Annotated in this window: 20 protein-coding genes and 1 pseudogene; 12 read left to right on the top strand and 9 right to left on the bottom strand. The window is 42.8% G+C overall.

Annotated elements, in window-relative coordinates; all coding sequences use genetic code 11:
* Window positions 1-8: 8 nt before the first annotated feature.
* Window positions 9-1,406: an amidase gene (locus ABF638_RS13725; protein ID WP_435023225.1), complete on the bottom strand. Its 1,398-nt coding sequence runs from the start codon at window positions 1,404-1,406 to the stop codon at window positions 9-11.
* A gap of 208 nt (window positions 1,407-1,614) precedes the next feature.
* Here ABF638_RS13725 and ABF638_RS13730 point away from each other — a divergent pair, with 208 nt between their 5' ends.
* Entirely contained in the window at window positions 1,615-3,075 is a 1,461-nt protein-coding gene (locus ABF638_RS13730) for a hypothetical protein (protein WP_435023226.1), read from the top strand.
* A gap of 26 nt (window positions 3,076-3,101) precedes the next feature.
* On the opposite strand, the gene ABF638_RS13735 is transcribed toward ABF638_RS13730, so the two are convergent.
* From ABF638_RS13735 to ABF638_RS13760, 6 genes are all read right to left on the bottom strand, one after another.
* A complete protein-coding gene (locus ABF638_RS13735; protein ID WP_435023227.1) occupies window positions 3,102-3,746 on the bottom strand; it encodes a hypothetical protein in 645 nt (214 codons plus the stop codon).
* Between the two features lie 267 nt (window positions 3,747-4,013).
* Window positions 4,014-4,841 carry a type I methionyl aminopeptidase gene (gene map / locus ABF638_RS13740; protein ID WP_435023228.1) on the bottom strand — a complete coding sequence of 276 codons (828 nt, stop codon included), beginning with the start codon at window positions 4,839-4,841 and terminating at the stop codon, window positions 4,014-4,016.
* 280 nt (window positions 4,842-5,121) lie between these two features.
* A complete protein-coding gene (locus ABF638_RS13745; RefSeq protein WP_435023229.1) occupies window positions 5,122-5,646 on the bottom strand; it encodes a cupredoxin domain-containing protein in 525 nt (174 codons plus the stop codon).
* A gap of 306 nt (window positions 5,647-5,952) precedes the next feature.
* A complete protein-coding gene (locus tag ABF638_RS13750) occupies window positions 5,953-8,850 on the bottom strand; it encodes a M16 family metallopeptidase (protein WP_435023230.1) in 2,898 nt (965 codons plus the stop codon).
* A 142-nt stretch (window positions 8,851-8,992) separates the two neighbouring features.
* Window positions 8,993-9,436: a VOC family protein gene (locus tag ABF638_RS13755; protein WP_435023231.1), complete on the bottom strand. Its 444-nt coding sequence runs from the start codon at window positions 9,434-9,436 to the stop codon at window positions 8,993-8,995.
* A 78-nt stretch (window positions 9,437-9,514) separates the two neighbouring features.
* Window positions 9,515-10,024: a TIGR02652 family protein gene (locus tag ABF638_RS13760; protein WP_435023242.1), complete on the bottom strand. Its 510-nt coding sequence runs from the start codon at window positions 10,022-10,024 to the stop codon at window positions 9,515-9,517.
* Between the two features lie 245 nt (window positions 10,025-10,269).
* Here ABF638_RS13760 and ABF638_RS13765 point away from each other — a divergent pair, with 245 nt between their 5' ends.
* From ABF638_RS13765 to ABF638_RS13775, 3 genes are all read left to right on the top strand, one after another.
* Complete coding sequence (locus ABF638_RS13765; protein ID WP_435023232.1) at window positions 10,270-10,797, top strand: gamma carbonic anhydrase family protein; 528 nt, start codon at window positions 10,270-10,272, stop codon at window positions 10,795-10,797.
* 230 nt (window positions 10,798-11,027) lie between these two features.
* On the top strand, window positions 11,028-11,153 hold the full coding sequence (locus ABF638_RS13770; protein ID WP_069072075.1) for a photosystem II protein Y: 126 nt from the start codon (window positions 11,028-11,030) through the stop codon (window positions 11,151-11,153).
* A 178-nt stretch (window positions 11,154-11,331) separates the two neighbouring features.
* Window positions 11,332-12,618: a bifunctional folylpolyglutamate synthase/dihydrofolate synthase gene (locus ABF638_RS13775; RefSeq protein ID WP_435023233.1), complete on the top strand. Its 1,287-nt coding sequence runs from the start codon at window positions 11,332-11,334 to the stop codon at window positions 12,616-12,618.
* A 222-nt stretch (window positions 12,619-12,840) separates the two neighbouring features.
* On the opposite strand, the gene ABF638_RS13780 is transcribed toward ABF638_RS13775, so the two are convergent.
* Window positions 12,841-14,139, bottom strand: coding sequence for an ABC transporter substrate-binding protein (locus ABF638_RS13780; protein WP_435023234.1), 1,299 nt, complete (start codon window positions 14,137-14,139; stop codon window positions 12,841-12,843).
* 141 nt (window positions 14,140-14,280) lie between these two features.
* Here ABF638_RS13780 and pilM point away from each other — a divergent pair, with 141 nt between their 5' ends.
* The 5 genes and pseudogenes from pilM to ABF638_RS13805 all read left to right on the top strand — a co-directional run bounded on the left by pilM (window position 14,281) and on the right by ABF638_RS13805 (window position 20,313).
* A complete protein-coding gene (pilM, locus tag ABF638_RS13785) occupies window positions 14,281-15,387 on the top strand; it encodes a type IV pilus assembly protein PilM (protein ID WP_435023235.1) in 1,107 nt (368 codons plus the stop codon).
* Window positions 15,388-15,391: 4 nt separating this feature from the next.
* Window positions 15,392-16,168, top strand: coding sequence for a PilN domain-containing protein (locus ABF638_RS13790; RefSeq protein WP_435023236.1), 777 nt, complete (start codon window positions 15,392-15,394; stop codon window positions 16,166-16,168).
* Window positions 16,165-16,941: a pilus assembly protein PilO gene (locus tag ABF638_RS13795; RefSeq protein WP_435023237.1), complete on the top strand. Its 777-nt coding sequence runs from the start codon at window positions 16,165-16,167 to the stop codon at window positions 16,939-16,941. The genes ABF638_RS13790 and ABF638_RS13795 overlap by 4 nt, the downstream gene beginning before the upstream one ends.
* Before the next feature lie 205 nt (window positions 16,942-17,146).
* On the top strand, window positions 17,147-19,489 hold the full coding sequence (locus tag ABF638_RS13800; RefSeq protein WP_435023238.1) for an AMIN domain-containing protein: 2,343 nt from the start codon (window positions 17,147-17,149) through the stop codon (window positions 19,487-19,489).
* Window positions 19,490-19,707: 218 nt separating this feature from the next.
* Window positions 19,708-20,313: pseudogene (locus tag ABF638_RS13805) on the top strand (Uma2 family endonuclease).
* A gap of 42 nt (window positions 20,314-20,355) precedes the next feature.
* On the opposite strand, the gene ABF638_RS13810 reads toward ABF638_RS13805, so the two are convergent.
* The gene (locus ABF638_RS13810) at window positions 20,356-20,976 is read right to left on the bottom strand and encodes a Uma2 family endonuclease (RefSeq protein ID WP_435023239.1); all 621 of its coding nucleotides are present in this window, start codon (window positions 20,974-20,976) and stop codon (window positions 20,356-20,358) included.
* 1,112 nt (window positions 20,977-22,088) lie between these two features.
* On the opposite strand from ABF638_RS13810, the gene ABF638_RS13815 reads away from it, so the two are divergent.
* From ABF638_RS13815 to ABF638_RS13825, 3 genes are all read left to right on the top strand, one after another.
* Window positions 22,089-22,373 (top strand): HU family DNA-binding protein, encoded by a 285-nt coding sequence (locus tag ABF638_RS13815; RefSeq protein ID WP_010998076.1) that lies wholly within the window; start codon window positions 22,089-22,091, stop codon window positions 22,371-22,373.
* A gap of 26 nt (window positions 22,374-22,399) precedes the next feature.
* On the top strand, window positions 22,400-23,473 hold the full coding sequence (cobD, locus tag ABF638_RS13820) for a threonine-phosphate decarboxylase CobD (RefSeq protein ID WP_435023240.1): 1,074 nt from the start codon (window positions 22,400-22,402) through the stop codon (window positions 23,471-23,473).
* Window positions 23,474-23,549: 76 nt separating this feature from the next.
* Window positions 23,550-25,004, top strand: a complete 1,455-nt coding sequence (locus ABF638_RS13825) for a dihydrolipoyl dehydrogenase family protein (RefSeq protein ID WP_435023241.1) — start codon at window positions 23,550-23,552, stop codon at window positions 25,002-25,004.
* Window positions 25,005-25,127 lie beyond the last annotated feature (123 nt).

Genomic DNA, 25,127 nt, shown 5'->3' on the forward strand with positions numbered 1-25,127 from the left:
GATTAGCCCTATATTGCAAAGGCTGGACGATGATGAATCCAAGGGTTAGCCGCTTCTAATTGTGCTGCTAGGCTGATGAGTGTGGCTTCAGCGGCAGGTTTACCAATTAGCTGCACACTGATGGGTAAACCTTTACTATCAAAGCCTACAGGAATTGCGATCGCAGGTTGTCCAGTTGCATTCGCAGGCGGACAAGGGGCAACCCATTGAATAATATTTTGGAATGTCTCTTCTGCACTCAAAGAAGCCCATTCCCCAACGCGGATGGGTGAATGTAGATAAACTGGCAATACCAGCACATCCACGGTATCAAAAAATGCGACAATCTGCCGTGCCACTACCTGCATTTGGGAAACTGCTTGCAGGTATTGGGCAACAGAACCTGTGCGTGCAAATAGCCAGCGATTCAATGGCTGCAAGGCTTCAACAGGAAGTCCCGATGCAGCTACCCCAGCTTGCCAGACGATTTGGAATGGTTCAACTAAACCGCTAAAATCTGGGGATTTTTGTTCAACTTGGTGGCCGAGTTGTTCCAATAACTCAACTGTTTGGCGGACACCTTGCTGACAGTTGGCGTCAGCTTCTCCCAAAGGAGAAATGCTAGTGTCAAAAGCAATTCGCAAAGCACTGAGTTTTGTCTGAGTGGCGGCGAGAAATGATGGTTCAGGATCGGGCAACCAGTAAGGATCGCCTGTGACATAGCCAGATATGGTATCCAAAAGGGCAGCAGCATCAGCGACGGTACGCGCGATCGGGCCGTTGACGGCAATTCCAGCGAGGCGTTCGCCTACAGGTGCTTTACTCACCCTGCCTCTGGATGGTTTGATTCCCACCAAACCACAACAAGCCGCAGGCCCCCGAATCGAACCACCGCCATCAGAACCTTGAGCGATCGCACACAATCCCGCTGCTACCGCCGCCGCCGCGCCACCACTGGAACCGCCAGGAGTGTATTCTAAATTCCACGGATTTCTAGCTGGGGGAAAACCCGTAGGTTCGCTGTAAGGTAATGAACCTAATTCGGAAGTAGCTGTTTTACCGAGAATAGTAAACCCAGCTTGCTTAATCCGCGCCACAACACCATCATCATAGTTAGGGATATTGTTTAGTAATGCCGGATTCCCAAAAGTACAGGTAATACCCGCTACAGCGTTTAGGTCTTTAATGGAAATCGGCACACCAAAAAATGGCGGTAATTCTGAGGTAGTTGTCAATAATTCTGTTTTAGCTTTAGCATCTGCGATCGCTAATTCTGCCGTCACCGTAAAATAACTTCCTAATTGGGGATTTAATTGTCCAATCCGTTCTAAATATATTTCTACCAACTCTAGTGGTGATACTTCCCGGCGACGAATTAATTCCGCCAACTCTAGTGCTGGGGTAAATGCTAAATCAACTTCATTCATAGGTTAGTGAATGGGTAATTTTACCTTTCTCTGGGATTTTGAAACTGAAATTGTTACTTTAGCAGGATTTGTGGGAATTATACATTTTATAGCTCCTGAGATTTGTGACTAATTTAGGATGCTCAGATGCAACAGACGAGGTTATGTTCTTACTCAAGCCATTTTAATTGTTTTGCATAAACTTTCGACAAATCCCTAAGGGGTATTTATGGCTAACTTAGAAATACTTGTTAGTGAATTGCCAACACTGATTCAGAGTCTAAAACTGACTATTGGCGATTCTAATGAAATCATGGAACAAATTATCTTGATCAATAATGCTCAGGAACAACTACGGAATCTTAAAAAATTAATTGCTCAGGAATTGAGATTTGATCACAGCAAAAATTCTGCGATCGCTACACTTCCTCGAATCAGTACAGTCGCTACTTTGTTTATCCCTAGTCTGGGATTAGTAGATCCAGTCATAGCTGAAAAATTTGGGAACTCAGAAACTAAAATTTCATTAACTGATTTACAATCGAAAATTGATAGCTGGATTGAATGGGGTTATTTTTTGCAAGCAATAGCCGCTGATATTCTTAGTGATATGCAACTAGTAAATCAACTAAATTCTGATATTAGTCATCCAAGCATAGCTACTGAATTTAAAGCACTTAATGACAGCTTAAAGATTAATTCAGACTTCGGAAAACTTAATATTATACAACGTCAAATTCAAAATATTAGCAACACCAAAAAAGAACTATTACAGTTACAGCAAAAATTAAATTATATTTTTCATACTATTAAAAATAGTCGTAGTTTATTAAATATTTTATTAGGAGTGTCTGCTTTCTATGGTAAATCTGGCTTCGCTTTAGAGTGGTTAGATGATGACCACGAATTAATTATATCGAGTGAGGGGAAATTTCAAGAATTGACAGATATTCTCAATGATTGTGATTTTTTTCAAGAACAAATTGCTGCTTTAATTATTCAGGGGGATGCTTTAAGTGAACAAGCAGAAAAAGCCCTGAAAAAGATTGAGCAGGAAAGTAATAAAGAAGCAATCATTAGTCAGAAAGTAGAAATAGTACCAAAGTTTTGGACACCAAAAATAGTCCGTTCGGCTTTGATTATAGCCTCAAGTTTATTAATCTTGGGTTTTGGCGGTTGGAAAATTAAACAGCAAAGTCCACAATTGCAACAGATTAGTCTGAGTTTTACTCAAGAAGGAAGTGCGAGTGCTAAGTTTAAATCTGCTCAAAAACTCGGAATGGAAGCTGCTTCTCTAGTTCAAAATCCACCGCATCCTCTAAAAGTTTGGCAAGAAGCAGAAACTAAATGGCATCAGGCAATAATACTATTGGATAGTATTCCTGATAAAACATCAATTAATGACCAAGCCAAGAAGAAATTGGCTTACTATCAAATTAACTACAAATCTATCAGTAAAAGAGTCTTAATTGAAAAGAAAGCTGTAGCAAACTTAGAATCAGCTAAAAAACTAGCAATAGAAGCTAATTTATTTCTTCACAATCCACCTCATTCGCTACTAGTTCGGCAGCAAGCACAAGGTAAATGGAAACAGGCAATCAAATTATTAGAAGCTATTCCAAAGAGTACCTCTGTCTATATACAAGCTAAAGAGTTGCTTCTTATTTATAAAAATAATTCTGACTTCTGACTTATGGGTGCTGAATTCTTACTATTTTACGGATAATTTATTGCATCATTGCTTTGGTTACTATAGCAATCTATATATTGAGAATTAATCCACCCTTCTCTTCCTACAACTCTGGTGTTTGAAGTATTAGTTACACGCACATTAACCCAAGGTGTTGGGGGGTCTTGAAGTGATACAATATGAGGCTGAAGTAATGTGACATTATTCCCATTATCTAAACCTGCTGTTGACTTTCCGCCAGCTGTAGCACGTAAAGCTAATTGCCCTGATTTCAAACCAGTTACTTGGCACGTTGCAGGCTTAACTTGAGCTACATTGCCAGTACATTTTAAGCTATTACTACTCATCCAACCTTCTAAGTCTTTTTCCGCAAGACTATTTGTATCGATAACCCTAACGTAAATCCAATTTTCAATCCCTTTAGCTAGTACTTTTAACTTTGCGTCTTCATATAAAGTAATTATGCCTCCATCTTGAATTTGTCCTTGCGGTTTTTGTAGGTATAAAAAAAGTGCTTCTTCATATCCTAGTTTCTTGGCTTGACAAGTCACTTGTCTGTTAGCACTTTTTGGAGTAGCAGCGTTTGCTATTGGTAACAAATTAAGAGTAGAAAGCCACAGATAAAATACAGCAAAAGAAATGTGAGGTAGAGATTTAAGAAAACTTGCCATTTTGAGTAAAGTAAGTACAAGTGTTTTTTCCTACCTTATCCGTGATAAATTTCATCGTCCAGCATAATTTTACCTAAATCGATAAGGCGAAGAAGACAGGATTTAAACCTGAGTTGGTATTAATATTCTCTGCAATATTCTCTGCGTTCTTCTGCGTTTACCTCCGTGAACCTACCTGAAGCGCATCTACTTTCATAAAAATAAAGAGGCAAATCGCCCTATTTTGACGCTTCACCTCTCTCAACAACAGATAATTACAACTAACAATTACAATTTAGAACGGTCAGTCAAAATCTCATAACCTGTCTCTGTCACTAATACTGTATGCTCAAACTGAGCCGACAAAGAATTATCCATAGTGACTGCTGTCCAACGGTCAGATAATGTTCGCGTATGTCTAGAACCCGCATTTAAAATTGGCTCAATTGCCAGTGTCATCCCCGCACGGAGTTTAACATTTGGCATCTCGCGGGTACGGTAGTTAAATACTGAAGGTTCTTCGTGCAAGTTACGACCGACACCGTGTCCAGTGAACTCTTCGACTATACTAAAGCCGTTAGCTTTCACATGGTCTTCAATTGCTCCAGCTAAGTCAAGCAGGTATACACCAGCCTTTACTTGTTCAATGCCCTTATATAAAGCTTCTTCTGCTACGCGAATTAATTTAGCAGCTTCTTGTGTCACTTCACCGACAGCAATTGAAATGCAAGAATCACCATGAAAGCCTTGGTAATAAGCGCCTGTATCTACTTTTAATACATCCCCTGCACGAATAAATTTCTTGGGACTAGGAATGCCATGTACAGCTTCATTGTTAATGCTGGAGCAAATAGAACCTGGAAAACCGTGATATCCTTTAAAACTTGGTGTTGCACCCATTTCGCGGATACGTTTTTCTGCATAAGCATCTAAATCAGCCGTAGTCATTCCCGGCTTTACTAGCTCGGAAATTTCTTTTAAAACAGTTGCGACAATTGTCGCTGATTGCCGCATGATTTCAATTTCACGTGGCGATTTAATTTCAATTCCTCGGCGTTGTTTTTTCGCAGGTGCAGGCTGAGTAGCTTGAGAAAGTAAGTTACTGAAAATGTTCATAGGAAATTAATAATTACTGGTGGCTCTGCCGCTGAAGTATGAATGCTTTCTCTAGATTACTTGAGAAATAATATCTATAATTTAGGTTATTTTAATCCCTGATCGAGATTCTTCCAGTTTAGCCGCTAACGTATATAGAATAACACATTCGCATACTCTTAATGTGTTGGACTTGAATCAAAACTGCTATAACTGATTTTTGGATACACACTATGGTATCTAGATCAATTATCTTTAATTGAAACATTAGATGGCTACCAAATACTTAGTCGAATAGTTTCTAATTCTTAATGGCAATCTCTCCAGTCATACCTGCTTCCGTATGTCCCGGTATTGAACAACGCAAGCCATAAGTACCAGATTTCAGAGGCACAAATACCCATTCGGCCTCAGCACCAGGCTTAAGTTCTAGTTCGTGAATGGCTCCTTTGATTTCTACTTTGCCTGCTTGGACTTTTTGTGTCCAGATGCCATCAGCAAAATCTTTAGCTGTGAAATAGTGCTTCAGTTGGCTGGGATTAGTAAGCCGTAGTTGATAGCGTTTGCCAGCCTCGAATTCCAAATGATTTGGTTCAAACTTGAGTTCGTTAGCCGAATTACCCAAGCTAATTGTAATTTCTGTAGCTGGTTGCTTGAGCAAATCGCCAGACAAATTCGCCGCCATTGCTGGAGTAACAGCGATGAAATTTAGTCCTAAAAATAACGTTAATATCACGTATTTGTGTTGTAATATTTGCAGCCAAGCAGTAGTTATGAAAGTAAGAGATGTAACTATGATTTGGTATAAATGGTTGTAAGTTATCATCAGTAGTTCTCAAAAGGCAATGCTATTAATAGGTAGCGGGAAAAACCACTTTACCCATTCTTTATATTATCCATGCCTAATGCCCATCTCTACTAGTGTGTCAACTTTAAATTGATGGGTAATACCAATAATTAATGACTGCAACACATCCTTGGGTAAAGACGCGATGAATCGCGTCTCTACAAATGGTCTATTTGTCGCATTCTTTTTTCAAATTGGTATAAGAAAGTTCGTAGTAAGGACTTTAGTCCTTATTTTTTAAGCACTTTAGTGCTTACTACAAACCCTCAATAGCTTGACAAAGTACTACCTAATGCTTTTCTCTGCTAACACAGATGGGCCAGCAGTAACTACCACGATTTTATCTGGGTGGAGTAACTCACGAGCCGCTTGATTAACTTGCTCAAGGGTGACTTTCTGGATTTTATCAGTGAAGGAGTGCAATTCTCCTTTCTCTAGTCCATACACCTCATTCATCAGAATTCTATCTGTTAATTCTTCAGGGTTTGCCAGGGAAACATTGTAGTTGCTGATGAGGGTGCGTTTAGCTGTTTCTACTTCCAGTGCAGTAACACCTTGTTGATGGATTTGCTGTAGCATTTGGCGGGTACTAGCGATCGCTTTGGTGCTATCTTCTGGACTAGTCTGCATCTCAATCAAAAATGTCCCTGAATTCTTCCCAGCTTGGAAGGAGCTATAAATTCCATAGCTCAAACCTTGGCGATCGCGCACTTCTGCACCCAGTCTACTAGATAAGGTATCGCCTCCCAAAATTTGGTTCAATACTAAGGCTGAGTGAAACCGAGGATCATAACGGTTAATACCCGTATAACCCATATATGTAACGGCTTGGGCTTTACCTGGTAAAACTGGGTTGACACTCACTATTTTCTCCGGCATTGCCACTGGGGGATATTTTAATGTTGCTGCTTGGCCGCTAACTTCCCAGTTACCAAACTCATTTTTAATGAGCGATCGCACTTTGTCTAGATCAAAATCTCCCACCAGCGCTAGCACTGTCGTGTCTGGACGATAATGTTTAGCTTTGAAATCAATCACATCCTGGCGCTGAATCTGCTGTAAACTCTCCTCTGTGGGAAAGGTGTGTAAGGGATGTTTTTTCGGATAAATTGACTGGACAAATATTCTTCTAGCTACTTCTGATGGCTCATCTAATTCCTGTTGCAGATCAGTTAAAGTTTGTTGACGGTGCAATTCCAATTCTTTTGCTGGAAAGCTACTATTTTTAACAACATCAGCCAATATCTCCAGGAGTATTGGCAAATCCTCGGCTAAACTATCACCCTCAATCCGCACACCTTCGCGGTAAGCTTCAAAGTCTAAACTCGCCCCTCGTTCTGCCAAGATTTTGGCAATAGTGAATACATCTTTGCTGTCAGTGCCACTTAGCAAATTCTCTGCCACAAAAGCAGCTAGTCCAGCTTGCTCATCTGGATCAAATTCCGTCCCGGCTTGAATGTGCCCGCTCAGAGTAACGGTGGGAGTACTATGATCTGGTAACAGTAATAACCGCAGTCCGTTAGTAAATTTAAATTCCTGTGGTAAGACTTGAGCGATATCTTTGACGGCAAACAACGCATCTGTAGCCAAATCCACAGGTGGTAAGTACTTCCCTACCTCAGAAGGAAGCACAGGTGCGCCAGGAGAGAAATTTTCTGTAGTTTGGGCTGAGTCTGGTTTGTCACCAAATTCTGTTATTAACTTCTGAGTTGGTTCAAAAAAACCTACTGTCCGTGCTTCTTTTGTTAGGTATTTGTTAATCACAGCGACAACATCCGTTGGCTTCACCAGACGAACAGCTGCTAAATAGCGGTCTGTGTAGCGATAATCACCAACAGTTGTCTCATCAGTGCCCAATCGCATTGCTTGAGAGGTGATATCACGGTTACTCAAAATTACATCTGCTGTTAACTGGGTTTTGGCTCGTTCTACTTCCTCAGATGTCACACCTTTTTCTGCTACATTAGCGATCGCACGACTCAATACTGAGTCAATTTTTTTCAAATCTTGTTTAGCTCCAACCGTTACCAACACTTCATACCAGCCAGATTCTCGCAAACTGGTAACGGATGCTGTAACTTCACTAGCTAAACCTGATTCCACTAATACCTGATAAAGTCTAGAATTCCGCCCCTCTGTCAAGATGTAATCCATCACATCCAGCGCAGGTACATCTGATTGATTTGCATCCGGTAGCGGATACACAACTTGTAACAGTCTTCCTGCTCCAGGTTCTCGCAATATTATGGGAGTGCTGAGTGCTGAGTGCTGAGTGCTGAGTGTTGAGTGTTGAGTGTTGAGTGATGGAGAAATAACTCCTGCTTCCTGCCCCCTGCCCCCTGCTCCCTGCCCCCTGCCTCCTGCCCCCTGCCTCCTCGGTAGTTTTCCAAACACCTCTTTAATTGTTTCAAGGGTGTTTGCAGTTTGAAAATCTCCAACAATTACTAAGACGGCATTATCGGGAGTGTAAAAGTTGCGGTAATATTTTTGTACCTGTTCAACTTCAAATTTTTCGACATCAGCTTTGGTACCACCTACAGGCAACCCGTAAGCATGATTGGGAAACACCGCCTGCATGACGGCGCGGTTGAGGCGATATTCTGGGCTATTTTCGTAACCTTGCAACTCGGAAATTACTACCCGCTTCTCACTCGCCAGTTGTTCTGGCTCAATCTGGGAATTTTGCATTCTGTCCGCTTCCAGCACTAAGAGCGCTTTTAGCTTGTTTCGTTCCACAGTACCGTAATATGCAGTTTGGTCATAGCTGGTAAAAGCATTGGAATCACTACCCAAAGCACTAAACAAACGTCCAAATTGAATCGGACGATTTTTCGTGCCTTTAAACATCATGTGTTCCAGCTGGTGGGCAATGCCATTCACGCCCGGTTCTTCATTTCGTGAGCCAACCTTGTACCACACCTGCACCGTCACCACTGGCGCAGTATGCACTTCTTTTGTCAGGACAGTTAGACCATTCTCCAGCACTGTCTTACGGACATTTTCTGTCAGTGTTGAGGGCATTATTCTTTTTGCTATCAAGGTTGACTGGTATTTTTCTTTGTTAGATGTGGCTGTATGTTGACTACGAGCAGGTTGATCACTCAGTAAAAAAACCGCTACTAGCCATAAGCTTAAAAGTAATAACGGTAAAGGATATTTATAAAATCTGGAAAATCCATACATCTATTTAGTAAATATATCTGTAATTTAAGTTACATAATTATTTTGGAAAGTGACCATAATTTAATCTGGCAAAAAAATCTGTTGCCTCAGTAACAATACAGAAAAACAATATATTAGCAATAAAGGTAATAAAAAAGCTAAATTACGGGAGTTTTGCTAAAACTCGAATGAATTCCAGAGGTAAACCATCGGTATCGGCGATAAAAGCTACTTCGTAAATGCGATCGCCTATTTGCTGTTGTGTCGGTTCTAAAAGTACCTTCAACGGTTCTAATTCTCCAGGTTGAGTCTCAGCAGCTATCACTGCACGTTCTTGTAAATTTGTCAACCAGCTAGGTAAATCTGGTGTAATCTCAGTTAAATCGAACGAGAGATGATAATACCCGACATAATGCTCATCAGCAAAGGCATCTGGGGCTGGTTTTGGCTCAGGAATTTGGATCAGTTCAATTCTCCCGCCCAATCCTTCCATCCAGCAAGCCAGGGTGTAGCCGGTAGTAAAGCGTTCCGAAATTGTAAACCCTAAAAGTTCGTAGAAAGCGATCGCTCGATGAATATTCGCAGTCCGAATAGAGGCGTGGTGCATATTAGTCCTTAGTCCTTAGTCCTTAGTCATTTGTCCTTTGTGATTCACTAATGACAAATGACTAATGACAAATGACCATTACTCAAACAACCTGAAATAAGGGTAGCGTACAGGGACACCAGGCTCTTTTTCCAAGTCAAAATTAATCACTTCCCAACAGGGATCATCTGAGTTATCGGGGCTAAACTCCACGGGTAAACCGTACAAACGCGCAGCAGTAGCTTCTGGTTGTCCAGAACGCCAAGGTGTACTGCGTTCCAAATAGCCACTCATTAATTCCTGATAGCGTCGAGCAATAATCACTCTTGTTGCTCGATAGCCTTGGGTATACAGCTTGTCTAATGCTTCGTGAATTTCAAAGCGAATACCATCGGGATGAGTATGCTGTCTATACCATTCATTATTCCACCTCCGCCAATGACGTCCTGATTGCAAATGGATTAACTCTCCATTTTTAGGATCAGCTTCAAACGCGCCATGACGCGGACACAAATAGGTATCTGTCAAAGTCAGTGCCGGAATAGTCTGGCGACAATGGGGACACTGTATTTCCGGCCCAAACATCGGGTACTGAAAGCCTGGATTCATCATGAAGTGCGTACAAACATAATTTTGTCTTCACCAGCACTAGTGGATTGGATTATACACTTCGGCTCCACTACTTTGGGTTACTTGCTCACTGCTACACAGACACGGAGTTGCAGTAGTAGAAGCATTTCTCACTAGTGTTTTCCTCTCCGTAGAGGCTTGACGCTGTGATATCCTGGTTGTGCAACCAGCCTCAAAGGTTGGAGTTTCTCCAGTGTTCCTGGGTACCATATTAATATTCTATCGTGTCTACCGCTTCTTACTGGACATCTCCCGATTTTTCTCAAGCTGCCTTCATCGCAGCCAATGCTGTTGTAATGGGTTCGGTAAATATAGCACCAGGAGTGAGCATTTGGTATGGAGCAGTGGTTAGGGGAGATCTAGAACGGATTGAAATTGGCGAATGCACAAATATTCAGGATGGTGCAATTCTACATGGCGATCCTGGTTTTCCAACAATTTTAGAAGATCATGTTACCGTAGGGCATCGCGCTGTGATACATTCCGCTTACATTGAGCGTGGAAGTTTGATTGGCATTGGCGCAGTGGTTTTAGACGGGGTACGAGTAGGTACTGGTAGTATTATTGGTGCTGGCGCAGTGGTAACAAAAAATGTCCCGCCTCTGTCCCTAGTGGTGGGTATTCCTGGCAAAGTGTTACGCCAAATAACAGATGTTGAAGCCGCAGAACTGATTGAACACGCTAAACGTTACCAAAAGTTAGCTTTAGTTCATGCTGGCAAGGGTACTGATATTGGTTTTAGCAAGGCTTAGGGAGTGGGGACTGGGGACTGGGTACTGGGGACTGGGTACTGGGGGAGAAGTTGGAGTAAGTTTTTTCCTCTGCCCAATGCCCCATGCCATGCCCAATCCCCAATCCCCAATGCCCCATAATTTAAACATTCTTTACATTTGTATTTGGAAAAATTGCCCACTTCAGCTAAAAATAAAAATGAGAGCAGTTGACAAAACTTTAATTTCTACTTAAGAGAGGGGTTCTAGATATGGATATCGATTACCGCATAGCGATCGTTTTAGCACCAGTTGCGATCGCAGCTAGCTGGGCAGTGTTTAATATTGGCGCTGCGGCTTTAAGACAAATTCAAGGCTTTTTGGATAGAGAAGCTTAAATTCATTAATCGGGGATTGGGCATGGGGCATCGAAAAGAGGCAGAGGTGCGGAGGGGCAGAGGGGCAGAGGGGAGAAAACTTTAACTTTCTACAACTTCTCTTCTCCCCTGCTCCCCTGCTCCCCTGCTCCCCTGCTTCTTCCTTATCCCCCCACTCCCTATTCCCAACCCTTAAGACTTGGATATCGATTCTGTAATACAACCCTTGCAACGCTTTGGTGTCCATCTGGGACTCGATCGCATTGTCAATCTATTGGCAAATCTCGGCAATCCCCATCACCAAGTCCCGGTAATTCATGTTGCTGGCACTAATGGCAAAGGTTCAGTCTGTGCCTATCTTTCCTCCGTACTAACTGAAGCTGGTTATCGTACAGGGCGCTACACTTCCCCCCATCTAGTCGATTGGACGGAACGTATTTGTCTGAATGAACAGCCAATTTCTTCTGAGGAATTGAGCCAATTATTAGAAAAAGTTCAAGCTGCTATTCGTGCGGGTGATGATTCTGCAACTCAGTTTGAAGTAATTACGGCAGTTGCTTGGTTATATTTTGCCCAGCAGCAAGTCGATGTGGCTGTGGTAGAAGTCGGACTAGGAGGGCGCTTAGATGCTACCAATGTCTGTTTGGAACCATTAGTTACAATTATCACTTCCATCAGTCGGGAACACTGGCAGCAACTCGGCCCTACCATCGCTGACATTGCTAGAGAAAAAGCAGGTATTCTCAAACCAGGATGTCCCGTTGTGGTTGGAGGATTGCCAGCGGATGCAGAAGAAGTTGTGCGATCGCGTGCTTTAGAATTACAATGTCCGATTTTTACGCCTCAACCCGCCCATCAAATCGCTACAGGATGGGCAGAATATCAAAGTATTCAAAATTCTGAATTAATTAAATACCCATTACCGTTAGCGGGACAAATTCAATTAACTAATTCAGCTTTGGCAATAGCAGCTTTAGAAATTCTCCAACAACAGGGTTGGCAGATTTCTGAAGAAGCCATAATTAACGGTATGGCAAAAACTAAATGGCCAGGGCGGATGCAATGGACTACCTGGAAAAGCCATAAATTATTACTTGATGGCGCTCATAATACCGCCGCCGCCCAAGTTCTTCGCCATTATGTTGATAGCTTAGACGCAGTTAATCATAACCCCGTCAATTGGGTTATGGGAATGTTTGCGGATAAGGATCATGCTGATATTTTCACCGCCCTGTTGCGGCCAGGCGATCGCCTTTTTCTAGTACCAATACCAATAGAACCCTGGCCAGGTAGAACTTCCGCTGATCTACAAGAATTAGCAAACCTAGCTTACAGCCTCTGTCCCAAATTAAGCGATCGCCAAATCCATCCAGATTTATTCACAGCATTAGAAGCCGCAACCTCAACCGCCACCACAGACGATTTAATCGTTTTATGTGGTTCCCTTTATTTAGTCGGCGATTTTTTATCAACCACCAATATATAGCCATTTTCAATGGATTGAAAATGGCTATATAGGTGAGGTACAAGTATGCAAATAGACCTAACCCCCTAACCCCCTTCCCGATGCGGGAAGGGGGAAAAATTAAAAGCCTCTCTCCTTTTAGGAGAGAGGTTTGGAGAGAGGTCAAAATTGTACCTCACGCTTGTCGAGAACCGCTATAATTCGCAAATCATAACTACGAATTACGAATTACGAATTACGAATTTATCTATTGTTCCACTCTTGCGCCGCATCTTCTACAGCTTTATCTACAGTCTTTTGGTTTAACATTGCTGCTTGTAAGTTCTCGTAGACTGCTTTTTGCAGTTTCTTAGAATCTTTCAAAGTAGGAGTTAATATTTCTGCTTTTTGCAATTGTTCAGCAGTAATAACTCGTGCTTTTTCAACTGTTGAAGCATTAGCTGGAACATCTTTAAAGTAACTATCAGATAATGCCTTGACTGTAGAAGGTAAGACATTTGCAGCTTTAGCAAAAGCTAACTGATTTTCGTCATTGGTGACAAATAAAGCAAACTTTACAGCGCCGTCTGGTTGTTTGCTATCGCGGGGAATAACTATGTTCATCACTGCGACATTTTTCTTACCTGTGTCCCCAGTCAGTTGAGGTGCTATTGCCGAAGCTTGAGCAATTTTCGGGGCATTATTTGCGATCGTTTTCAGAAACTCTGGCCCAGAAGCTAGAAACACAGTCTCTCCAGATTGGTATAAATCGATCGCGTGGCGATGTCCTTGGGTTAAAGCCTCTTTGGGAAGCAGCCCTTTTTTATACAAATCTACCCAATACTGAAACGCCGCCTTACCTTGTGCTGAATTAAAGGCCGCTTTCCCCTCAGTATCTATTAGCGTGACTCCCATTTGCACAAAAGATTCCAGCACTTCACCGGAATCTTGCGGTACGAAAGTCACAAAAAAGGCATATTTCCCTGTCTTATCTTTAATTTGTTGGGCTGCTTGTGCCAATTCTGCGTAGGTTGCAGGGACTTTATTGATACCTGCCTGTTTTAATAAATCAGTGTTATAAATGGTTAACCGTGTGGTGAGATACCAGGGAATCCCAAAACTCTTGCCATTAAGGGTACTTGCTTTCCATATATTCGGTAGATAGGAGGAACGTACATCGTTTGGAACTTTCGCATCTAAATCTAACCAGGCATTTCGTCCAGCAAGTTGGGAAGCAAAACCTGGATTGAGGTTAACTACATCAGGTGGCGTTTTTGCTGAGACGGCTGTTAATATTTTGTTCTCCATCGCCGCCCAAGGTACATCGACCCAGTTAATCTTTATACCTGGATTTTGCGATTCAAAATTCGTAATTAGGCTTTTGAAGTAGTCGGTAAATTGAGGTTGGAGTTGCATTGTCCAAAACTCAACAGTTGACACTCCTGAAGTAGCTTGTTTTGTATTTGTACTAACATTACCTGTGCTGCAACTTACCATCCAACTGGTTAATAAGCCAAGTAGTGTAAAAGCAACAAGTTGTTTAAATTTTCGCAATTGAATCATTTTCCCAGTATTTTTACGCTTGCTCAGTGTCAAAAGCTTAGATCAGAATTGTCGAGATTATAGGCTAAATAAATTACTTAGCACCAAGTCCGTTTTTAGTATCATTTAAATTTTCAATTTAGCAGTCCAGCGGGCACAACTGTGGTAAAAACCTTCAAAAGTCTGTTTGGCAAATCGAAGAAAGGGGTCGGCATTGAACTTGCTCCCGAACGGGTAAATGTAGTTCAGTTACGCAAGCAGGGTCAAGGCTTAAAACTAGAAACCTTTACATCTGTAGCAGTTCCAGAAGGTGTAGTTACCGATGGTCAAATAACCGACCCCGCAGCAATGGCGCAATTAATCCAGCAGGCGCTAGCTGAGAGCAAAATCAAAACTTCTCGTGTTGCTACTGGTGTACCAGGGCGAGATTCCATCGTTCGGATTATACCAGTGCCAACGGAGTTAGATGACAAAGAACTGCGAGAAATGGTGCTAAACCATGAAGCAGGTTTGTATTTACCCTATCCTCGTGAAGAGGCTGATGTAGATTATCAGAAACTTGACTACTTTATAGACGAGGATGGCATTGAAAAAGTACATGTACTTTTAGTTGCAACTCGCAAGGAGATAACGGATACCTATATAAGCACTTTCGAGCAGGCAGGATTGCAAATTGATGTTTTAGAAATTAACAGTTTTGCGCTGATTCGGACTATTCGCGAGCAACTGCGGCAATTTGGACCGCAAGAAGCAGCAGTACTAGTTGATATAGAGTTCGATAGTACAGAAATTGCCATCATCGTTAACGGAGTGCCGCAATTTTCGCGCACAGTCCCAATCGGGACTTATCAAATGCAAACTGCCTTAGCAAGGGCAATGAGCTTACCCACATCACGAGATATGGAACTGTTACACGGAATGATTATTCCCCCAACTCCTATAGACGGCGGAAAAACTGGCGTCACCGAAATAGATCCTGGTATGGCAGCCATATTAAGAGTATTGGGAGAACTAACGGATGAACTGCGCCGTTCCATCGATTTTTACCTCAATCAAAGTGAAAATTTGGAGGTAGCGCAGATTTTATTAGCTGGGCCAGGAGGTGGACTCCAACAGCTAGATGAATTCTTTACCCAACGCTTGAGCTTGCCAACTACCCAAATAGATCCAATAGGGTCTTTGTCCTTAGAAGTTGACACTGATAAATATCCACAGGTACAACGCTCTGGTTTAGCGATCGTACTCGGTCTAGGAATGCGGGAGGTGTAATAAAATGTACAGCCTAGATGTTAACTTTCTTAAAGACCGCCCAGCATACCAGAAAAAGCCTGAGAGAAAGGGAGGAATAGGCCTAAAGCTGCCTACAGGGAATATGACACCAGTGTATGTGGGAGTTGCACTAGGTGTAGGTCTTCCAGCTTTATTAGGAGTTGGTTGGTGGTTGTTGCAAGGGAAGATTGTTGAGTTAGAGGGGACGATAGCACAACTAGATCAGGAAAGCAAGAGGTTAGATACAGAAATAGGAAATCTGAATAAGATCAAAGCTGAGACGAATGCCATTAAAGGTGAAACTCAAGCTTTAGTGACTGTATTTGACCAGATTCGTCCTTGGTCAGCAATGCTGCAAGATTTGCGCGATCGCATTCCAGCAGCAGTGCAGATTGAGAATATCAAGCAAATCTCACCCACTGCGGCAGTGGCAGGGCAGCCAGCAGGCAATCCCGCCGGGGGATTAGAAATTACCGGATTGGCTCGTTCATTTAACGATGTCAATGATTTCTTGTTGAGTTTACAACAGTCTCGCTTCTTGAAGTCCACAGAAAGCAGAATTCTGACGGCATCGTTAGTAGATGCTCCCTTACCACCAGGTGGAAGTCAATCTCCTGCTGCTGTAATAATTAAGCCACCCCAGGTAGTTAAATACACTATTCAATCGAGTATGAGCGATGTTCCAGCTTCGGAATTAATCCGAGAGTTAGAAAAAAAAGGCACAGTGGGGTTAGTTACTCGAATTCGTAATATGCAACAAACAGGAGTCATTTCAAAATGACGCTGAGTGATGATTTAAATTTTGCTGAACATGGCGGAGAATTCGATTCGGAAACGCCAGCTCACCCCGTGGTATTTGGTATTGCCTTCACACCAAAAATTATTGGGATCTTAGTGGGGGTAATTGGTTTAGCAGGAGCAGGTTATATATTGTTAAACCTACTGATGCCAGCTTGGGAAAGCTATCAGCAGCAGCAAGCAAAAAGCACTGAACTGCAAGCGCAAATTGAGCAAAAAAAAGCCAATATCAAACAGATTGAAAAAGTTAAAGACGAACTAGCACAGGCAAAACAGCAAAAAGTTCAGGTTTTAGGTTTATTTGCTAACGAAAAAACCTTAGATACATTGCTGTTGGATCTGAACCGCTTAATAGAGTCTGGTAATACTCCAACTTCTATTAATGCAGTGAGAGCCAAACTGAAGAAATTTGTGCCCGTTTCCCAAAAACCAGAACCAGTTATCGATGGAACTCTAGGACTACAGGTTGACGGTAAGCTGCAACGCAGCATTATCAATGCCGAAATTACAGGAACTTACGAACAAACACAATCGATAATGCGTAACATTGAGCGCTTACAGCCTTTGTTAATAGTTAAAGATTATGTGGCAACTTTGGCTCCAGTAGAGTCAAGATCCCCATTAGATAAAACGCCTGTGCGGGTAGGCCCAGCAGAGATTAATACATCATTCCAGTTACAGGTATTGATGCCACTTAGTCCAGAAGAAATAGCGGCGGCGGCAGCAGCGACGGCTAAAAATGCTCCGAAAAAGTAGTCAACTAAATCCAGGGCAAATAGAATTCGCGGCTACACAAGCGTTCGCCCTTGGCGTTCCCGCAGGGTAGTCCGTCTCCGCAGACTAAGAAGAAATTGAGGGTTTGAAACCCACAGAGGTGGGTAAAGTCTCGTGTAGACGTGGTTTCTAAGCGCCTACGCACAAATTGTCTGTAAACAAGGTTTTATTAGGTGAGGAATGAACTGTGAAACAGCTTCACGGTAATAGTTTTATATTGAGTACTGCTGCTTTTGTATTTTTGGCAGCTCAACCAGTTTGGGCACAAATCAGCCAAGTTACTAATGTACAGTTAAATGCGGTTGATGGTGGAATTAGCGTTGCTTTGAAAACTTCTTCCGGGTCACGCCCCCAAGTTTTCACTACGAAAAGAGGCAATGCTTTAATTGCAGATATTATCAATACTCAATTACGATTACCACAAGGTAATAGTTTTCGTCAAGATAGCCCAGCACCAGGAATTGCCTCTGTTGAGGTTAATCAGCTTGATGCCAATAGCATCCGAGTGACGGTAACTGGCAGTAACAACGCACCTGGCAGTCAACCCGTGGTGCGATCGCAAAATGGAATTACACTCAGCTTTAGCCCTTCCACAGGCACTACAGCATCAGCACCAACGCCAACAGCGCCTACATCCACAGCACCACCTACTTCAACCCCAGCCCAACCTGGTCAAAATTCAGGTGTTCTCGTTCCCAACCCGCAAGTCACCATTGACGGACAACCTGCACAAGCTGCTGGGCCAGGTCAACCTCTGAGTCAGGCTCCACCTTTCTTACCTAGAGCCGTCGCCCCACCAGTGGGAGATATTGCCATATCTAATACCGATGCTTCTCCTAGCACAGTTGACTTAGGAACTCAGGAACGTGTACCCCGTTTAGTACTGCGAGATGCACCGGTGCGTGAGGTTTTGTCACTGCTTGCTCGTGCTGCTGGTTTAAATCTGGCTTATATCGGAGGTGAGCAAGCTGCTGGAGGTCAACAAGGTAATGCTGCTAATGCACCAGCAGTTTCTCAAACAATCTCGCTAGATATAGAAAACGAGCCAGTGCAAGATGTGTTTAACTACGTCTTACGCTTGAGTGGTTTTGAAGCTAACCGCAGTAATCGCACGGTTTTTGTTGGGCCTAAACTACCTAATTCCACTCGTGACATGGTTATGCGTAGCTTGCGACTCAATCAGGTAACGGTGGGAGTCGCCCTGAATTTTTTGGTCAGCTTGGGAGCAGAAAGTGCTGTCAGCCGCGAACGACAAGTTACCAGTGTTAATGCCGTACCCGTGGGTACTGGAGTTGCTCCCATCACCCAAACTCAGACAACTACAGAAACTAAAGTTGAAACTCAACGCGTTGATTTTAAAGACTCTAGCCCATTACTTAGAGGTTTACAAGCATTAGGAGATGAGCGTACCAATGCTCTAACTTTGATTGGGCCTCCTCGGCTAGTTGAGATGGCTATGGCTCAACTAACTCAGCTTGATATCCGCCGTCGTCAAGTGGTAGTTAACGTAAAGATTATTGATGTTAACCTCTTGAACACCCAGGACTACAACACTAGCTTTTCCTTTGGGGTTGGTAACAACTACTTCACAAGTGATGGTGGTGCAGCATCTCTGAATTTTGGTGGTTCCAGACCAGCTACTAGCGCTGAAGCATCAACCAGTGTGACTAGTACGCCAGTTATCCAGAATCCTGTTACAGGAGGAACATTTCTGGGTGATGGATTTTTTAATTCTCAAGGCAATACACCATCAGCTACCGCTGATGTAGGTAATCCACTAGAACCAGGTATTACAGATTTTACTCCAGGAACTCCACCAACAGCCACAAGTCCTGGAACTCCTGATCAATATACATTTGCTCTCCCAACTTTATTTCAGTTCCCTAAGCGTCTTCTCGCTAGCTTGCAAGCTCAAGTGCAAAATGGCAATGCCAAGATTTTGACAGACCCGACTTTAATTGTGCAAGAAGGTCAAACAGCCAATGTAAACTTGACTCAGGAAGTGGTAGGCAATATTAAAAGGGAAATAGTTCGGGATACGAATCTTGCTACAGAAACGATTTCAGCAGAAAAAGACCGAGTAGGTTTAACCCTAGCTGTTAAAGTTGAACGGATTGATGACAATGGTTTTGTCTCTCTATCGGTAGCTCCCGTTGTCAAAGCACCCCAAGCTCCAGCTACCATCAACGTTGGAGGAGGCGGTACTCAACAAATCTTCTTAGTATCGGAGCGCTCTCTTAATTCTGGCTTGATTCGCTTGCGAGATGGTCAGACCTTAATTCTCTCAGGCATCATTCAAGATTCAGACCGGACTTCTGTTTCCAAAATTCCTATTTTGGGTGATCTTCCACTAATTGGTTCGCTGTTTAGAAGTACAAACAGACAGAACCAGCGTAATGAGGTGATTGTATTGCTCACTCCTCAAATTATGGATGACACAGAAAACTCCTCATATGGCTATAACTACGCTCCAAGCCCAGAGGTGCGGCAAATCCTTGAGCGTAGGGGGTTGAAGGTTCCAGGTAGATAATAAAGATGATATGCAGGTGAGTCAGTTCTGGCAAAGGCTCAGATCCTCGACTTCTTAAAGAAGTCGGGGATCTTCTTGTTCACGAATTCTCCGCGCAGAGCAGATAAGCGGCTGAAGCCTCGCAGTGAAATGCTGTAAGTTAGTATTTCATTGTCCTGTAGAACAAAATAGATATAGATTTGTAGCCCAGTCAGCTAACAAAAACGGGACATACTCCTATGACAGCACTTACATTAAACCTCAATTCTGTAATTAAACTGACAAGAGAGCAGTTTTATCAATTGTGTGAAGAAAACCCCGATTTAAAATTAGAACGCAATGCCGAAGGAGAGTTGATTATAATGCCACCTACGGGAGGAGAAACAGGAAAAAGTAATTCTACTATCAACGCTCAAATATGGTTCTGGAACGATCAAAATCAATTGGGCGAAGTTTTTGATTCATCAACTGGATTTACTTTACCTTCAGGGGCTGACCGTTCTCCAGATGTTTCTTGGGTGGAAAAATCTCGTTAATATGCTTTGACTAAAGAACAAAAAGGAAAATTTATTCCCCTCTGTCCTGATTTTGTGATCGAGATACTTTCGCCTAATGATAGCTTGAAAAAAACTCAGAACAAGATGCAAGAGTATATCGAAAATGGTTGTCGTCTAGGTTGGTTGATAAACCGAAAAAAACAGGAAGTAGAAATTTATCGTCCAGGACAAGATGTGGAAGTTTTAGAATTTCCTCAAACTATTTCCGGGGAAAATATTTTACCTGGTTTTGTACTCAACATACAACGAATTTGGGAAAATTTAATTTTCATATCCACACCTCTTTAACTGACATTTTTTAGTAGTGTAAAACAGTAAGTGGGGTTGTGGCTACGTTGGTAGACCTCCGGCTTGAAAAATCTGTTCGGCGGTTAAATTCACTTCTGGGAAAGTAGGCGAGAGGATACGGTCAGTGCCTCTAAATTGAGTAACTTGGTATTCACCATCGATTAATTGATAAATAGATATAGTAGGCTGTTTCGGGTTGCCAGTGAACTTTTTAGCGCCTAGACCGAGATAATCTACAACCCAGTATTCAGGAATTCCAATTCCCTCATACTTACCTTGTTTTGTGTAGTAGTCATCATCCCAGTTGGTACTAACTACCTCAACTACTAAGGGAATTGATGCTGCAAGGCTTACAGTTGATTCTTTTTTCCATAGCGGTTCATTCACTAAATTAGGGCGATTCAGTAATAACACATCTGGGGAATAGGCAGATTCCGAATTCGTTGGTTTTACCAGCGCAGTTTTGGGGATTGTATAAGGTAAATTTAATCGGTCAAATTCTACTATTAGTTTTCTTGCTACAAAACCAACAACATCTTCATGGTCTCCCGCTGGTTGTGCCATTTCAACAATCACTCCATCATGTAATTCATATCTTCCACCTTCGGGTCGCCACGCTGCAAAATCTTCAAAGGTTACTAGTTTTGGTATGGCTTGAGTCATAATCTATTACCCCTAGTAGTCGTTTCGATCGTATCGCTTTCTTACGTTCTGACAATTCAGGTTATGTGGAAAAGTCCACCAAAAACCTAACCCCCTAGCCCCCTTCCCGTGTCGGGAAGGGGGAAAATTCAAAGTCTCTCTCCTTTTAGGAGAGAGATTTAGAGAGAGGTTTTCCAGATGCCGTGAAAAGTCAGTTCTTACGTTCAGATCAAAGATTTAGTGGTCTACAAGACGCTCGCGGACTCGCTAACGCTACGCTATCAGTGGTGGGTTCAAGCCCCCAGTGATTGCAATTTTTAATTTTACATTTTTAATTTTTAATTGGAGCGAAGCGACTTGACTCACTCCGGCATGAATGCGCGGGTATTCAACAGGTACATACTCAGGGGTTTTCGACATTTTTCTTACAAGGGTTTGTTGAGTGCCTGCGTTCGTTATACCCCTATGGAGAAGTAAGCTACGCGTAGCGTCTGTCTGCGACACGCTGCGCGAACGCAGAGAAGAATTTGTGATAGTGAGCGATCGCCATCATAAATGTTAAGAAAGATGTGGCTAATTAATAGCCTTCTAGGGGAGAGGCTTTAATTTTTTCTTTTTTTTTATTAGAGAAGCTTGCTAGGGGATTAGATTTCGCGTTGGTTTTTCCAGATGACGTGAAAAGTGATCAAAATCCCCGACTTTTTAGAGAAATCGGGAATCTGAGCCTTCGATTTCCATAAAAATTGGTTAATCTCAGCAATAACTCTTCAACAACGGTAATTAATCCCAACAAATGCTGACCATCTTCCACCTCTTTACTCCTCTGTTTTATTGGCAATAGGGGTATTTACTAGGTATTTTTTCCTACTTTTGGGGTGGTTTTTAGTGAAACAAGTACCCTAAAATTACAAAAAATCCTGAAATCTATATAAATTAATGGTTTCATCTATCCACATCAGGCTACAACACCTTAGAATGATTCATTGAAAAGTCGAGCCGATGGGATGTACAGCCGTTTTGAGTAAAAATACTCCCAAAGGATGATTTTTGTATTTCTGCGAACAGAGATTCCAGTACTGATGTATCAAGGTGCATCCGTAAAAAAATCTCAAGTAAACCTTCAGGAGATTGACATGAACAAAGGTGAATTAGTTGATGCCGTAGCTGAAAAAGCTAGTGTTACCAAGAAACAAGCGGATGCAGTCTTAACTGCCGCTCTGGAAACGATTATTGAAGCGGTTTCCTCTGGTGATAAGGTAACGTTGGTGGGATTTGGCTCATTTGAATCACGGGAACGTAAAGCCCGCGAAGGTCGCAATCCGAAAACAAATGAAAAGATGGAAATCCCAGCGACGAGGGTTCCTGCCTTCTCGGCAGGAAAACTGTTTAGAGAAAAGGTAGCACCCCCAAAAGCATAGGTTCTGTCTTCGGGAACTCTTTTTTAATGCGGCAACCTGCACACGGGGGAAATTTAGCCTGGGCAGCAGCACTGGCTGGCTGTCCCCCTGACGCTATTCTGGATTTTTCTGCTAGCATCAGCCCATTGGGACCTCCAAACAGCGCGATCGCTGCTATACTGTCCCAAATTGGTAATCTTAAGCACTATCCAGACCCAAACTATAGTGAACTGAGACTAGCTCTCAGTCACTTCCATCAATTGCCTTCTGAGTGGATTCTGCCGGGTAACGGCTCCGCAGAATTACTCACTTTAGTAGGTAGGGAATTAGCTCAATTAGCCGCGATAATTTTAATCACTCCAGCCTTTGGTGACTATTACCGAACCTTGGCAGCGTATAACGCTAATGTGCTGGAGTGTCCTTTGTCATTAGTCACTGGTCATTGGTCATTATTCCTTGACAAAGGACAGAGGACAAAGGACAAAGGACTATTGTTGAATAATCCCCACAACCCAACCGGAAAACTATTTTCGCGGGACTCTATATTGCCCTACCTGGAGCAATTTGCTTTGGTTGTGGTGGATGAAGCATTTATGGATTTTGTGCCGCCCAATGAGGAACAAAGCCTGATTCCGGTGGTGCAAGAATATCCGAATTTAGTAATATTGCGATCGCTAACCAAATTTTACAGTCTCCCAGGACTGCGATTAGGATATGCGATCGCACACCCCGACTGCCTAGCTAAATGGCAGCTATGGCGTGACCCCTGGCCTGTAAACACACTAGCGGCGGCGGCGGCAATTGCGGCACTCCAGGATAAGGAGTTTCAGCAGCAAACCTGGGCATGGCTACCACCTGCACGAAATCAACTCTTTCAGGGTTTAGCTAAAGTACCAGGATTGCAACCCCAAGCAAGTGCTGCTAACTTTTTACTGGTTGAGTCCCAAGAGTCTACGTCGCAGTTACAGCAACAATTACTCAAGCATAATCAGATTTTAATCCGCGATTGCCTTAGTTTTAAAGAACTAGGCGATCGCTTTTTCCGGGTTGCTGTACGTGAAGAGTCCGATAACCAACGCTTACTCACAGCGCTAGACTCAGTGCTGAGTGCTGAGTGCTGAGTGGGGAGTAGGGGAGATGAGATAATTTTTCACTCTCCCCAATGCCCAATGCCCCATGCCCAATGCCCAATGACAAATGACAATTGACTACGATGTTGTAATTATTGGTGGCAGTCTTGCTGGATACTACGCTGCTCTTGCTGCAACCCAACTACGTGCTACAGTTGCCCTGGTGGAACCTAAAGTAGACTACGGGTTCACTCATCATCATGCTCTTACCGAAATCGGTAAACTGGCGCAGAAGTTGAATGATGCTGCTGGTTTTGGTATTTATGCCACACACACTAATACCTCAGAAGAACGCCACATATCTATGGCATGGCAAGAAGCGATGCTATATGCTCAATGCGTCGCCTCAAATCTCAGAGAACAGCATTCTCCAGCCATCCTAGCCGCACAGGGAGTCGATGTCATCGTTGGCAGTGGTCAATTTCAATCTTCACCCCAACTAGCTTTTGCAGTTAACAATCGCCTTCTACGCGCCCGTACCTATTTGCTAGCCAGTGGTTCACGTCCAGAAATTCCAGAGATTGACGGATTGCAAACCACTGGCTACCTTACCCTTTCTAATATTTGGCAATCCTTACAGGGAAAGACATTACCTCAAAATTGGGTAATTATTGGTGGAATTCCCCAAAGTATTGAAATTGCTCAAACTTTAGCGCGGTTTGGTTGCAGTGTGACGTTGGCAGTCAAGCATCCATATCTTCTACCCAATATTGACCCTGAGATAGCCATATTGCTTCAAGCACAGTTGGAAGTCGAAGGTGTGCGCGTCCTCACCGATAAACCAGTGACTCAGGTGAGGGTAATTGAGAATAAAAAGTGGGTTCAAGCAGGAGATAAGGCCATTGAAACTGATGAAATTTTAGTGGCGACTGGACAACAGCCGAATCTTGAATCTCTAAATTTGGCAATGGTAGGCGTGAAATGGCATCGGCGTAGCTTAGTGGTGAATGATAAACTGCAAACCACTAACCAGCGCATTTACGCTTGTGGTGATGTAATTGGTGGTTACGACTTTGCGAATGTCGCTAATTATGAAGCAAAAATTGCACTGAACAATGCACTGTTTTTCCCCAGATTACGAGTAAACTATCGTTCCATCCCTTGGGCAATGTTTTCTGTGCCGATGGTGGCGCAAGTTGGTCTGACAGAGATGCAGGCAAAACGCCAATTTCGTCGAGATGAAGTTTTAGTTTTGCGACAGTATTTTAAAACAGTGGCAGCAGCTCAACTTCGAGACGAAACCACTGGTATATGTAAATTAATTGTGCTACGCAATGGTGAAATTTTGGGAGCTTCAATATTGGGATTAGAAGCTGGAGAATTAATTAATTTGATTGCCTTGGCAATGTCACAAAAAATTAAAGTCAAAGATTTAGCGAATTTATCTCCCGTCTATCCTAGTTTTTCAGAAATCCTGGAACAAACAGCAAGAGAGTGGAGTAAGCAAAAGTTAAATAGCAACATTGCTTTGCAAGAGTTTTTAGAAGGCTTTTTCCATTTCCGCCGCAATTGGAATTTGTGAGTTTGCGAGTTAGGAGTTTGGTTAAGGCAAGAGACGCGATAAATCGCCGTCTCTACAAAAGATTGATTCTTGTAGAGACGGCGATTCATCGCGTCTCTTGCCTTAACCGAACCGTATTGATTG

The sequence above is a fragment of the Nostoc sp. CALU 1950 genome (assembly GCF_051172895.1).
Taxonomy (GTDB): domain Bacteria; phylum Cyanobacteriota; class Cyanobacteriia; order Cyanobacteriales; family Nostocaceae; genus Nostoc; species Nostoc edaphicum_A.

Excerpts from the sequence above, each read along its gene's own strand:
- ABF638_RS13725 (WP_435023225.1), bottom strand. The coding sequence starts at position 1,406 with ATGAATGAAGTTGATTTAGCATTTACCCCAGCACTAGAGTTGGCGGAA.
- ABF638_RS13730 (WP_435023226.1), top strand. The coding sequence starts at position 1,615 with ATGGCTAACTTAGAAATACTTGTTAGTGAATTGCCAACACTGATTCAG.
- ABF638_RS13735 (WP_435023227.1), bottom strand. The coding sequence starts at position 3,746 with ATGGCAAGTTTTCTTAAATCTCTACCTCACATTTCTTTTGCTGTATTT.
- map (WP_435023228.1), bottom strand. The coding sequence starts at position 4,841 with ATGAACATTTTCAGTAACTTACTTTCTCAAGCTACTCAGCCTGCACCT.
- ABF638_RS13745 (WP_435023229.1), bottom strand. The coding sequence starts at position 5,646 with ATGATAACTTACAACCATTTATACCAAATCATAGTTACATCTCTTACT.
- ABF638_RS13750 (WP_435023230.1), bottom strand. The coding sequence starts at position 8,850 with ATGTATGGATTTTCCAGATTTTATAAATATCCTTTACCGTTATTACTT.
- ABF638_RS13755 (WP_435023231.1), bottom strand. The coding sequence starts at position 9,436 with ATGCACCACGCCTCTATTCGGACTGCGAATATTCATCGAGCGATCGCT.
- ABF638_RS13760 (WP_435023242.1), bottom strand. The coding sequence starts at position 10,024 with ATGAATCCAGGCTTTCAGTACCCGATGTTTGGGCCGGAAATACAGTGT.
- ABF638_RS13770 (WP_069072075.1), top strand. The coding sequence starts at position 11,028 with ATGGATATCGATTACCGCATAGCGATCGTTTTAGCACCAGTTGCGATC.
- ABF638_RS13780 (WP_435023234.1), bottom strand. The coding sequence starts at position 14,139 with ATGATTCAATTGCGAAAATTTAAACAACTTGTTGCTTTTACACTACTT.
- ABF638_RS13790 (WP_435023236.1), top strand. The coding sequence starts at position 15,392 with ATGTACAGCCTAGATGTTAACTTTCTTAAAGACCGCCCAGCATACCAG.
- ABF638_RS13795 (WP_435023237.1), top strand. The coding sequence starts at position 16,165 with ATGACGCTGAGTGATGATTTAAATTTTGCTGAACATGGCGGAGAATTC.
- ABF638_RS13810 (WP_435023239.1), bottom strand. The coding sequence starts at position 20,976 with ATGACTCAAGCCATACCAAAACTAGTAACCTTTGAAGATTTTGCAGCG.
- ABF638_RS13815 (WP_010998076.1), top strand. The coding sequence starts at position 22,089 with ATGAACAAAGGTGAATTAGTTGATGCCGTAGCTGAAAAAGCTAGTGTT.
- cobD (WP_435023240.1), top strand. The coding sequence starts at position 22,400 with ATGCGGCAACCTGCACACGGGGGAAATTTAGCCTGGGCAGCAGCACTG.
- ABF638_RS13825 (WP_435023241.1), top strand. The coding sequence starts at position 23,550 with ATGACAATTGACTACGATGTTGTAATTATTGGTGGCAGTCTTGCTGGA.